This is a genomic window from Stenotrophomonas sp. ATs4 (genome assembly GCF_051861585.1).
GTDB lineage: Bacteria > Pseudomonadota > Gammaproteobacteria > Xanthomonadales > Xanthomonadaceae > Stenotrophomonas > Stenotrophomonas maltophilia_AS.
Window position 1 is genome coordinate 121,072 of sequence record NZ_JBLYPK010000013.1, and the last position, 11,471, is coordinate 132,542.

The following is an 11,471-nucleotide window of genomic DNA, read 5'->3' on the forward strand; positions in this document are numbered from 1 at the left end:
GCAACTCAGCCTTGGGCGAAGTCCTTCAGGATCTCGCCCACGCCGCTGGGCGAGATCTCAAAGCCCAGCGAAGTACCCGGGTTGATCACCACGCCGTAGCCACCCGGCACGCGACGCAGCACGTCCAGCATCAGCCAGCGGATCTGGTGTTCGGCCTGCTGGCTGTAGACGCCTACCCGCGACGGATCGGTGAACACGGCCACGTGCAGGGTGCCCTGCTTGTCGAACAGCAGCGGGTCGAAGCCGCTGCCGTCGGGGGTGACCAGGCTGCCGGTCAGCAGCACTACCTCGGAAGCGACGAAGGCCTCCATGAAGGCGCGGATCGGCACTGCACCGTCCATCGCCGCCTTCAGCAGGGTTTCGATCGGGGTCTGCGGGGCGAGGTCGGTCATGGCGATACGGCGGGGCGTGAGGGGTGCCTATTGTGCCGGATGCGGTCACACACGGTAGTGCCGGCCGCTGGCCGGCACCTGAAGGTGCCATGGATTCATGGGTTGCCGGCCAGCGGCCGGCACTACCGCCCCAGACGGCGGTCCCGCGCCTTCTGGTCGGCTATCGCCTTGTCCAGCTCGGCCTGCAGCGCCGGCTGCTGCACGGCGGCATCCAGCACATAGACCTTCACCCCGTGCGCCGGCACATCGGCCTTCAGAGCGTCGCTCACCGTCAATGAGCCACCGTCCAGCGCATCGCGCCAGCTGCCCGGCTGTACATAGCGATTGACCTCGAAGGCCTTCGCACTGTCGCCCTTGTTCAGCAGCACCAGCGCGGTCTGCGCCACCTCGCCATGCTGCAGCACGCGGAAGAACACCGCCTCATCACCCTGCAGGCGCTCGTTCACCTGCAGGCCACGCTGCAGCGCCGGGGTGGCTTCGCGCAGTCGCGCGATTCGCTGCAGCGGCGCGAAGATCGGACTTTTCGGAGCAGCATCCACACGCGGCTGGCCGAAGTAGGCACGGTTGCCGGCATGCTCGGCGCGGCCACGCATGAAGCCAGTTTCCGAGCCGTAGTAGACCACCGGAATACCGCGCGCGGTGAACAGCCAGTTGTGCGCGTCGATGAAACCGCTGTCGCTGGCCTGCAGGCGCGGCATGTCGTGGTTGTCGTAGAAGCTCATCAGCTCGTACGGATTGGCGTACGGACCACCGCTCAGGTGCAGCGGCTCGGCCAGGGTCTCGAAACCCTTGCCGGCGGTGCCGAAGGTCTGCTCCAGTGCACCGCGCAGCGGGAAGTCGAGCACGCTGACATTGGCGTTGGCCGGCCAGGTGTGCTCGGCAATGGTCGCCGCGCTGTAGTCGAAGGCTTCGCCGAACATGAACATGCCCGGATGCTCGGCGCGGATGCGCTTGACGAAGGCGTGCCACCACGGGTGCGGCAGCCAGCCGATGGTGTCGATGCGCAGCGCGTCCACGCCCTGCGCGGTCCATTGCAGGTAGGCGCCGACCAGGTAGTCCATCACCGCCGGATTGTCCTGGTTGAAGTCGGACAGCTCGGCCAGATTGCCGTCGAAGATCGAACCGTCCTTGCCGTCGACCGGACCGATGTTGTTGTAGAACGCGTGCAGCGGATTGTGCTTCGGATCCAGTTTCTGCGGCGGCAGGTTCTGGTGGTCGGCAATCAGCTTTCCGTCCTTGTCGAAGATCTGGCCGAACTGCGGCTGCCGCGTCGGCATGGTCCAGGCCGGCGAGCCGTGGTTGCCCACGATATCCAGTACGACCTTCAAGCCAGCACCGTGCAGGCCCTTGGTCAGCCCGGCGAAGTCCAGGTCCTCGCTGGGCAGGTGCTCATCGAGTGTGTAGAAATTGATTCCCCAATAACCGTGATAACCGGTCTTGCCGCGATCAGTCAGCGTGCTGGTACAGCTGATCGCTTTGCTGCCGGTAAAGGCCTCGTCCGGGTTGTCGACAATGGGCGTGATCCACACCGCGCCGAAGCCGAGGTTGCGGATGTACTGTGCATTGTCGAGCACGCCGCGGAAGTCGCCGCCGAGGTAGCCGATATTGCCGTCCACCTTGTCCGGGCATGGCACCGGGATGTCGAAGGTGCGGTGCGCGCCACCCTGGTCACGATGGTCGTTGGACGGATCACCGTTGACGAAGCGGTCGGTGACCACGAAATACACCGCATCACTGGCAAACGGCTCGGTGGTACCCACATAGTCCGGACGCGGCGCGGCCACTGCGTGACCGGCCAGCGCCAGGGAAACAGCAACAGACAGCGCACCACGCATCACACCACCTCCGGACGGGACGGAACCCACAGCACGCACAGGCCGGCGATGAACAGGCTGCAGCCGCCCAGCACCAGTACATGCATCGGCTGGCCACCCAGCAACGTACGCAGGGCGAAGCCGAGCGCGCTGGCCGCGACCAGCTGCGGGATCACGATGAAGAAATTGAAGATGCCCATGTACACACCCATCTTCGAGGCCGGCACGCTGTCGGACAGCAATGCATAGGGCAGCGAAAGAATGGACGCCCAGGCGAAGCCGATGCCGACCATCGACAGCAGCAGCCAGTGCGGATCGCGGATGAACATCAGAGAGACCAGGCCGGCACCGCCCAGCCACAGGTTGACCAGGTGGCTCCAGCGCAGGCCGATCGCACGCACCATGAGTGGAATCAGCACCGCTGCCAACGCGGCGAAACCATTGTAGGCGCCGAACAGCACGCCCACCCAGTTGGCGCCCTCGTTGTAGGCCGCCGACTCCGGTTCGGTCGAACCGAAGTGGGCGCCGGCCACCGCTGCGGTGGTGTAGATCCACATCGCAAACAGCGCGAACCACGAGAAGAACTGCACCCAGGCCAGGCGACGCATGGTGACCGGCATCGCGCGCAGGTCGCCGACGATGGCAGCCAGCATATGCGTGGGTGGCAAGGCCCGCGCGAGCGCCAACAGCAGGCCGTAGCCGGCGCACAGGCCGGCCAGCACGTACAGCATCTTGTCGCCTTGCCGCCACAGGATCAGCAGCGCCAGCAGCACGCCCAACCCCAGCCATACGATCACTTGGGCCCACGGAGCCGGACCGCTGATCGCGGCCGCCGCATGATGTGCCGGCGGCTCTGCATCATCGAAGCTGGTCAGTTCCGCCGGTGAGTACTCGCGGGTGCTGACCACCGTCCAGGTGATCGCGGCCAGCAATACCACCGCGCCGAAGTAGAACGCATAGCGCACGGTATCCGGCACTTCGCCCGCGGCCGCGGTATTGGCCACTCCGAAGTGGGCCAGGATGAACGGCAGGAAGCTGGCGACGATCGCGCCCACGCCGATGAAGAAGCTCTGCATGGCATAGCCGGCCGGACGCTGGCGCGGTGCCAGCTGGTCGCCAACGAAGGCGCGGAAGGGCTCCATCGATACGTTGATCGAGGCATCCAGCACCCACAGCGTGCCGGCCGCGATCCACAGCGTCGGCGAGTTCGGCATCACCAGCAGCGCCAGCGTGGTCAGCACCGCACCGATCATGAAGTACGGACGACGGCGACCCCAGCGGGTCCAGGTGCGGTCGGACAGGTAGCCGATCACCGGCTGCACCAGCAGTCCGGTCAGCGGCGCGGCGATCCACAGACCCGGCACCGCTTCGATGTCCGCGCCCAGCGTCTCGAAGATGCGGCTGGCGTTGGCGTTCTGCAGGGCGAATCCGAACTGGATGCCGAGGAAGCCGAAACACATGTTCCAGATCTGCCAGAACGAAAGCTGCGGTTTGGCGGGGCGATTCATCGTGCGTCCTCGAGGTCGGCCACCGGCGCCACCGTCAATGCCTGCACCTGGGCCTGGTTCAGCACGCCATCGCGACCGCCCTTGCCTCCCGTGTAGTGCGCGAAGTGTTGCAACGCGCTCATGTTGAAACCTTGTTCAAGCGCGACCGTGCACTGCCCCTTGGGCACAGCGAACGTTGCCGAGGTCGAGTCCTGCACGGCCACGCTGTGCGGCAGCGTAACCGTGTGCCGCTGCAACGACTGGCCCGGGCACTGCAACACCAGCTGCTTGACCGCAGCGGTGACGCCGGTGTTGATCGGCCCGTTCGGGTTGCGGTACTGCAGGCGCAGACGCACCTGCCCCGCCTTGGCCGAGGTGAACTGCCAGCGCTCCTCGCCCTTCAGCACCTGCTGCGGACCGACGCAGAGCATCGGGCTGTGCAGCGATTCCAACGCGCCCTCGCGTCGGGTCAGGCTGAGGCAATGCTGCAGGCCATCGTCGCTGATGTGCACCTGGCCATTGCTGCCGGCGACAACCCTGCCGTCCTTCCACAGCACCTGCTCGGCTGCCACCGGAACGTTCCAGCCCGCGCCCTTGCGCAGGGCCAGCGGTGCCGCCGGTGTTGCCGGCGCACGCGCGTTGGCATCCGCAGTCGTGGCAGTCAAACCGGTTGCTGCCTGGGCGGCGACCAGCTGCACCGTGGTGGTCATGCCACACGTGGTGGTTCTGCCGGCCACCAGCAGGCCATCGCCCAGGTTCTTCGGCCGCTCCAGCACATAGCGCTTGCCGTTGGCTTCCAACGTGATGCGGGGGTGCGTGCCGAACAGTTCGGGCACCAGCACGGCCGGCAGCTTGGGCTGCACGCGGCCATCGTCCTGCACGCCGAATACGCCTTCGACCACCATCGACAGATAGCCGGCCACCGACCACAGCTGGCGTTCGGAATTGACCACCGGGCCGCTCAGTGCGCCTTCCTCGACATGCACGGCCTGGCTGACCAGCTCGTAGTTCTCCATGTTGGAACCGGCCAGCGCGGCGCCCTGCATCAACGAGCGGATTTCGGCGGCGATGCGCGGCGCATCATCCAGCTGCCGCGCCGCGCGCAGCGAGTAGGCACTGACGAACGGCCAGATCGCGCGATTGTGGTAGATCGGCTGTTGCGCCTCCTGCGGCCAGACCACCGGGCTGCCGGCCGGTCCCATCGGGTAGGCGGCCAGCGCACGGCGCGCACGCTCGGGCGGCAGCACTTCGGCCAGGATGCCCAGCGACAGGCCGAGCAGATCGACCTTGGCGTACGGCACCGGGTGCGCGGCTTCGCCGATGTAGCTCATGTACTGGCCGATCTCCTCGCGCCAGAAGCGTGCATCGATCTGCTGCGCCAGCACGTCGGCCCACGCCTTGTAGTTAGCCGCGCGGACATCGCCGCGCTGGCCGGCCAGGCGTTCGGCCAGGCGCAGCGCCTGATAGTGCAGCACATTAGTGGACAGCGCATAGGAATCGCCAATGAAACGCACGTCCTCGCGGGTCCAGTCCGGATAGGTCTGCTCGCGCCAGTCCAGGAACGAGGTCTCGCCGCGATAGAGGCCCATCTGCGCGTCGAATACCATCGCGCGGTCCTGCGCCAGCGTGCCCTGCAGTGCCTGCCAGACCTGATCGGAAAACGCGCGATCCTCCAGCAGGTGACGCGCCGCCAGGAACCACACCACGCGGTCGCTGCTGATTGGCCAGCTGCCACCGGAACCGGTGTCCTGCGCCACGAACAGGCCGGGCGTGTGCCCGTCGCGTGCCGCCGACAACTTGAACTGCAGCGACTGCCGCGTGCGTTGCGGATCCAGCCGCGCCAGCGCCAGATCGGCGGCGAAGCTGACATCGCGCGTCCACACATAGGGCCAGCGCGCACCGGTCTGGAAGCACTCGCACGGCACCGGCCGGCCTTCGTCGAACGACGGATCGCGGATCGCATCCACGCGGTCCTGGTCCATCTCCTGCTGGGCAAGCGCGAACAACGCATCGAACATCACGCTGCCGGTCTGGCTGCGCATCGGCATCGGCGCGATGTGCACCTCACCTTTCGTCGCATGCAGCACGAAGCTGCCCTTGGCAGCGGCTTCGGCGCGCGCATGGCGGCCGTCGAATTGCAGGTCGGCCGCCTGCGCGGTCGATCCCAGCGCTGCCCCCAGGGCAGCGGTCAGGCAAATGATCTTCAGCATCGAAGCGGCGGACCGGCTTGCGCCCGTCGGCCTCCCTCCCTCTCTGCACGCGTTGTAGGTCCGCACCGTCGTTGCCGGCGGGCGGGCGCGGCCCCTCCCTCAAGGTGCCTTGGCCCCATGGTAGACGCGGGGCTGTCGGCTGCGTCCAGCTGCATACGTATTCATGGCGCCACGCGGTAGCGCGCCTGCTGCGCTGGCTTATGGTCCGGGTCTGCCAACGGCGCCTTGGGAGGGGAAATGCCGATGTCACACACGGTTGTACGCGCGCTGTTCGCGCACTTGCTCGGCCTGGGCCTGTTGGGATTGGCCACGCTGGCGCAGGCCGCGCCACAGGTGGCCAGCGTCGAATCACCCGGCAAGGTGCTCAAGGTCAGCCTGGTACTCGACGGCGGCACCGCCCGCTATCGCGTCGAGCGCTTCGGCGAGGCCGTGGTGGAGGATTCGAAGCTCGGTTTCGCCCTGCGCGATGGCCGCCTGGACCGCGATTTCGCCCTGCTCGGCCAGCAGCGGCGCAGCGTCGACGACAGCTGGGAGCAGCCGTGGGGCGAGCGCCGGGTCACCCGCAACCACTTCAACGAGCTGACCGTGCAGCTGGCCGAAACCACCGGCAGCAAGCGGCGGCTGGATGTGGTGATCCGCGTCTACGATGATGGGCTCGGCTTCCGCTATGTGTTCCCCCAGCAGCCGAACCTGCGCGAAGCCATCATCGATGACGAACTGACCGAGTTCGCCATCGCGCAGGATTCAACCGCCTGGTGGATTCCCGCCGGCGAGCCGATCCACTACGAATACCTGTACCAGCGCACCCCGCTGCGCGAAGTGCCGCTGGTGCATACGCCAATGACCCTGCGCAGCCGCGATGGCCTGCACGTGGCGATTCACGAGGCAGCACTGGTGGACTACGCCGGCATGTGGCTGCGCCGCACCGAGGGCCAGCGCCTGCGCGCGCAGCTGTCGCCTTCGGCCGAAGGCTGGAAGGTGCGCCGTACCCTGCCCTTCGCCACGCCGTGGCGCACGCTGCAGATCGCCGACCGTGCCGGTGGCCTGGTCGAATCGGACCTGATCCTCAACCTCAACGAACCCAATGCGCTGGGCGATGTGAGCTGGGTGAAGCCGGCCAAGTACCTGGGGGTGTGGTGGTCGATGCACCTGGACAACGAAAGCTGGGCAACCGGGCCGAAGCATGCGGCCACCACCGCCAAGACGAAGAAGGTGATCGACTTCGCCGCCGCCCACGGCTTCCGTGGCGTGCTGGTGGAAGGCTGGAATCCCGGCTGGGACGGCATGTGGGTGGGCAATGGCTACGACTTTGACTTCACCCGCGCCACGCCTGATTTCGATATCGAAGCGCTTTCGGCGTATGGCCTGAAAAAGGGCGTGCACCTGATCGGCCACCATGAAACCGGCTGCGCCATCGAACACTACGAGAACCAGCTGGGCGCTGCGCTGGACCTGTACGCACGGCTGGGCGTGGACCAGTTCAAGACGGGCTACGTCTGCGACGACGGCCAGGTCGACCGCCGCAATCCCGCCGGTGGCCCGCTGTGGCGTGAGTGGCATGACGGGCAGTTCATGGCCCGCCACCATCTGAAGGTGGTGCAGGAAGCAGCGCGTCGCCATCTGTCGGTGAATCCGCATGAGCCGATCAAGGACACCGGCCTGCGCCGTACCTACCCCAACTGGATCTCGCGCGAAGGTGCACGCGGCATGGAATACAACGCCTGGGGGCAACCACCGAATCCACCCGAGCATGAGGTCAACCTGGTGTTCACCCGCATGCTGGCCGGGCCGATGGATTACACCCCCGGCATCCTCAGCCTGAAGGGCCGCCACGGCCAGGCCATTCCCAGCACGCTGGCCCGCCAGCTGGCGCTGTACGTGGTGCTGTACAGCCCGATCCAGATGGCCGCCGACCTGCCCGAGCACTACCTGCAGCACCGCGAGGCATTCCGCTTCATCGAGGACGTGGCGGTGGACTGGGAGCAGAGCCGCGTGCTCGATGGCGAAGTGGGCGACTACGTGACGATCGTGCGCCGCGACCGCAACAGCCGCGACTGGTTCCTCGGCAGCATCACCGACGAACACGGCCGCGTGCTGCCGGTATCGCTGGGCTTCCTGGAGCCGGGCGTGCGCTATCGCGCCGAGATCTACCGCGATGGCGAGGGCGCGGATTTCCGCAGCAAGCCATTCGCCTTCGCGCGCGAAACCCGCGAGGTGACCAGCGCCGATGCACTGACATTGGTACTGGCACCGGGCGGTGGGCAGGCCGTTCGCTTCACACCGCTTTGAAAGCCTGGGTAGTGCCGGCCGCTGGCCGGCAATCACATTCACCGGGCTGCCGGCCAGCGGCCGGCACCACCGCAAGCAGGATCTGAAAGCGATTACATCCCTGCAAACGCCATTGAATACGTATGCAGGGTGATTCCCGCGAAGAACGCGCTGCCTACCATAGCGGCGACGACAGCGGCCACCGCGTCGCACGTCCACGGTCACTCCGGGACGACCACGAATCGCACTACAACATTGCCTGGGAGGGGAAAATGTTGAACCACAAGCGCAGCGCGCTGAGCATCGCGCTGGCCGTTGTCCTGGCGCCGACGCTGGCGTCGGCACAGTCCACGCAGAGCACCACCACGCCGGCCGCCACTGCCGCCACCAACCTGGATACGGTGCAGGTCACCGGCATCCGCCGCGGCATCGAGAACGCGATCGCGATCAAGCAGGACGCCACCTCGGTGGTCGAGGCGATTTCCGCCGAAGACATCGGCAAGCTGCCCGACGTCAGCATCGCCGAATCGATCTCGCGCCTGCCCGGCCTCGCCGCCCAGCGCGTTGCCGGCCGTGCGCAGGTAATCAGCGTGCGAGGCCTATCACCCGACTTCGCCACCACCCTGCTCAATGGCCGTGAAGTGGTCAGCACCGGCGACAACCGCGGTGTCGAGTTCGACCAGTACCCGTCCGAGCTGGTCAACGGCGTGACCGTCTACAAGACCCCGGACGCGGCGCTGGTCGGCCAGGGCCTGTCGGGTACCATCGACATGCAGACCGCACGCCCGCTCAGCTTCGGCGAGCGCGTGATCGCGGTCAGCGGCCGCTACCAGAAGAGCTCTCTGGGCCGCGCCGCCAACATCGATCCGTATGGCAATCGTTTCAGCGCCAGCTACATCGACCAGTTCTTCGACAACACCCTGGGCATCGCCATCGGTTACGCGCACAGCGACATGCCGATCCAGGAGAACCAGGTCGGCCTGTACGAGCCCTGGACCACCGAGCACACCGACAAGGGCGAGCGTCGCGGAATCGCGCCAGGCACCTACTTCACCGATGGCATCAAGGCGCTGCGCCGTACCGGCAACAACAAGCGCGACGGTGTGATGGCAACGATCCAGTTCCGCCCGAACAACAGCTGGACCAGCACCTTCGATGCGTTCCACACCGAAGCCGAGCAGATCGACACCGCCAACCAGTTCGAGCTGAGCCTCAGTGTAAATGGCGAAGACGTCAACAATCCCAACGCGATCCTGCCGGTGTTCAGCAATGTCGGCCGCAATGCCGATGGCAGCTTCACCGGTGGCACGATCAGCAACGCGTACCCGCTGGTCCGCGGCATGTACAACAAGCGCAAGGACAAGATCGATGCGTTCGGCTGGAACAACGAGTTCAACGTCGGTGGCGTGAAGCTGGTCGCCGACCTGAACTACTCCAAGGCGACCCGCCGCGAGATCAACCTGGAAAACAACCTGCAGCTGGTGCCGCGCCCGCAGTTCGACACGATCGGGCTGGTGGTGAACAACAACAGCTTCTCGCAGATCACGCCGGGGCGTGACTACTCCAATCCGGACAGCCTGTTCCTGACCAACACGATCTATGGTTCCGGCTACGGCAAGGTGCCGGAGGTCGAAGACCGCTTGAAAGGCGCCAAGCTGGCGGCGACGCTGCCGGTTCCCGAGGCCATGTCCAGCTGGTTCTCGGATGTGGACGTGGGCGTGAACTACGCCGACCGTCGCAAGCAGAAGGCCCAGGCCGAAGGCAACATCCTGCTCGGCGCCCAAGGCGAATCCACCATCGCCCCGGACCTGCAGTACCGCCCGGTCAACCTCGGCTTCGCCGGCATCGGTTACATCCCGTCGTGGAACGTGCCGGCAGCCGTGGGCCGCTACATGACCTTCAACCCGGTCGACAATCTGGACTACCTGATTCCCAAGTCGTGGACGGTCGAGGAGAAGATCACCACTGCGTGGGCACGCCTGAACATCAACACCGACATCGGCGTGGTCGGCGTGCGCGGCAACATCGGCGTGCAGATGCAACACACCGACCAGAGCTCGGATTCGCGCTATTGGGACAGCTCGCAGCCGGCGGGCAGCAACATCCAGCCCTTCTCTGCCGGCAAGACCTACAAGGATTGGCTGCCGAGCTTGAACCTGGTGTTCATGTTCCCGCACCAGCAGACGCTGCGCTTCGCTGCCGCCAAGCAGGTGGCGCGCCCGCGCGTGGACCAGTTGCGCGCCGGCCTGGAATTCGGCGTGGATACCAACAACGGCCGCCCCGGCGGCAGCGGCGGCAATCCGCTGCTGGATCCGTGGCGCGCGACCGCTCTGGACCTGTCCTATGAGAAGTACTTCGGCGAGAAGGCCTATGTGGCTGCGGCCATCTTCTACAAGGACCTGAAGAGCTACGTCTACACGCAGTCGGTGGACAACTACGACTTCAGCGGCCTGCTGGGCAACTACGTACCACCGCCGGGCATGATCGCACCGGTGCTGACCACCGGCACCTTCTCCACGCCGCAGAACGGCAAGGGCGGCACATTGAAGGGGCTGGAGCTGACCGGGTCGTTCCCGCTGGAGATGCTGACCGACAGCCTGCGCGGCTTCGGCGTGCAGGCCAGCGCGACCTTCAACAAGAGCGACATCACCATCCTGGATCCGGAAAGCGCCTCCAGCGTGGGCAGTGACCCGATCAGCCTGCCGGGCCTGTCCAAGCGTGTCTACAACTTCACTGCCTACTACGAGCGCAGTGGCTTTGAAGCACGCGTGAGCCAGCGCCGCCGCTCGGACTTCATTGGTGAGATCGGCAACTTCAACGGCAACCGTACCCTGCGCTATGTCGTCGGCGAAAACGTGACCGATGCGCAGATCAGCTACACCTTCAGCGATAGCAGCAGCCTGCGCGGGCTGACCCTGCTGCTGCAGGGAAGCAACCTGACCAACGAGCCGTACCGCACCTACGCCGGCAGCAAGGACCGCCCGCTGGAATACATCGAGTGGGGTCGCACCTACATGCTGGGCGTGAACTACAAGTTCTGACCACGACCGGGTAGTGCCGGCCGCTGGCCGGCAACCAACCCCTCGGTAGCGCCGGGCCATGCCCGGCGACATGGACCCGGTAGTGCCGGCCGCTGGCCGGCAACACAAGGAGAGCAGGACCGGAAACCCGCTGCGCAGGCAGCGGGTTTTGTTTTGTGCGCACAACGCGATGGTCAGTGAAGCGTGATCGGTACGGCCCATCCACGCATGGCGTGGATCTACCACCGCACTGCCCCATCCACGCATGGCGTGGATCTAC

At 66.0% G+C, this 11,471-nt stretch carries 6 protein-coding genes; 2 read left to right on the top strand and 4 right to left on the bottom strand.

What is annotated here, in order from left to right; translation table 11 throughout:
* Positions 1 to 5 precede the first annotated feature (5 nt).
* From ABR323_RS20160 to ABR323_RS20175, 4 genes are all read right to left on the bottom strand, one after another.
* Positions 6 to 392, bottom strand: a complete 387-nt coding sequence (locus tag ABR323_RS20160) for an SseB family protein (protein ID WP_076738875.1) — start codon at positions 390 to 392, stop codon at positions 6 to 8.
* Between the two features lie 122 nt (positions 393 to 514).
* Positions 515 to 2,227, bottom strand: a complete 1,713-nt coding sequence (locus ABR323_RS20165) for an alpha-amylase family glycosyl hydrolase (RefSeq protein ID WP_439450578.1) — start codon at positions 2,225 to 2,227, stop codon at positions 515 to 517.
* A complete protein-coding gene (locus tag ABR323_RS20170) occupies positions 2,227 to 3,714 on the bottom strand; it encodes an MFS transporter (RefSeq protein WP_439450579.1) in 1,488 nt (495 codons plus the stop codon). Before ABR323_RS20170 ends, ABR323_RS20165 begins: the two co-directional genes overlap by 1 nt.
* Positions 3,711 to 5,903, bottom strand: a complete 2,193-nt coding sequence (locus ABR323_RS20175) for a Six-hairpin glycosidase-like protein (protein WP_439450580.1) — start codon at positions 5,901 to 5,903, stop codon at positions 3,711 to 3,713. The genes ABR323_RS20170 and ABR323_RS20175 overlap by 4 nt, the downstream gene beginning before the upstream one ends.
* Positions 5,904 to 6,140: 237 nt before the next feature.
* Between ABR323_RS20175 and ABR323_RS20180 the strand changes: the two genes are divergently transcribed.
* Together ABR323_RS20180 and ABR323_RS20185 are read left to right on the top strand one after the other, a co-directional pair.
* Positions 6,141 to 8,192 carry a glycoside hydrolase family 97 protein gene (locus ABR323_RS20180; RefSeq protein WP_439450581.1) on the top strand — a complete coding sequence of 684 codons (2,052 nt, stop codon included), beginning with the start codon at positions 6,141 to 6,143 and terminating at the stop codon, positions 8,190 to 8,192.
* A 251-nt stretch (positions 8,193 to 8,443) separates the two neighbouring features.
* Positions 8,444 to 11,212, top strand: a complete 2,769-nt coding sequence (locus ABR323_RS20185; protein ID WP_439450582.1) for a TonB-dependent receptor — start codon at positions 8,444 to 8,446, stop codon at positions 11,210 to 11,212.
* The last annotated feature ends 259 nt before the right edge of the window (positions 11,213 to 11,471 follow it).

Bases quoted from the DNA above. Each gene is read 5' to 3' on its own strand.
- ABR323_RS20160 (WP_076738875.1), bottom strand. From the start codon at position 392: ATGACCGACCTCGCCCCGCAGACCCCGATCGAAACCCTGCTGAAGGCG.
- ABR323_RS20165 (WP_439450578.1), bottom strand. From the start codon at position 2,227: ATGCGTGGTGCGCTGTCTGTTGCTGTTTCCCTGGCGCTGGCCGGTCAC.
- ABR323_RS20170 (WP_439450579.1), bottom strand. From the start codon at position 3,714: ATGAATCGCCCCGCCAAACCGCAGCTTTCGTTCTGGCAGATCTGGAAC.
- ABR323_RS20175 (WP_439450580.1), bottom strand. From the start codon at position 5,903: ATGCTGAAGATCATTTGCCTGACCGCTGCCCTGGGGGCAGCGCTGGGA.
- ABR323_RS20180 (WP_439450581.1), top strand. From the start codon at position 6,141: ATGCCGATGTCACACACGGTTGTACGCGCGCTGTTCGCGCACTTGCTC.
- ABR323_RS20185 (WP_439450582.1), top strand. From the start codon at position 8,444: ATGTTGAACCACAAGCGCAGCGCGCTGAGCATCGCGCTGGCCGTTGTC.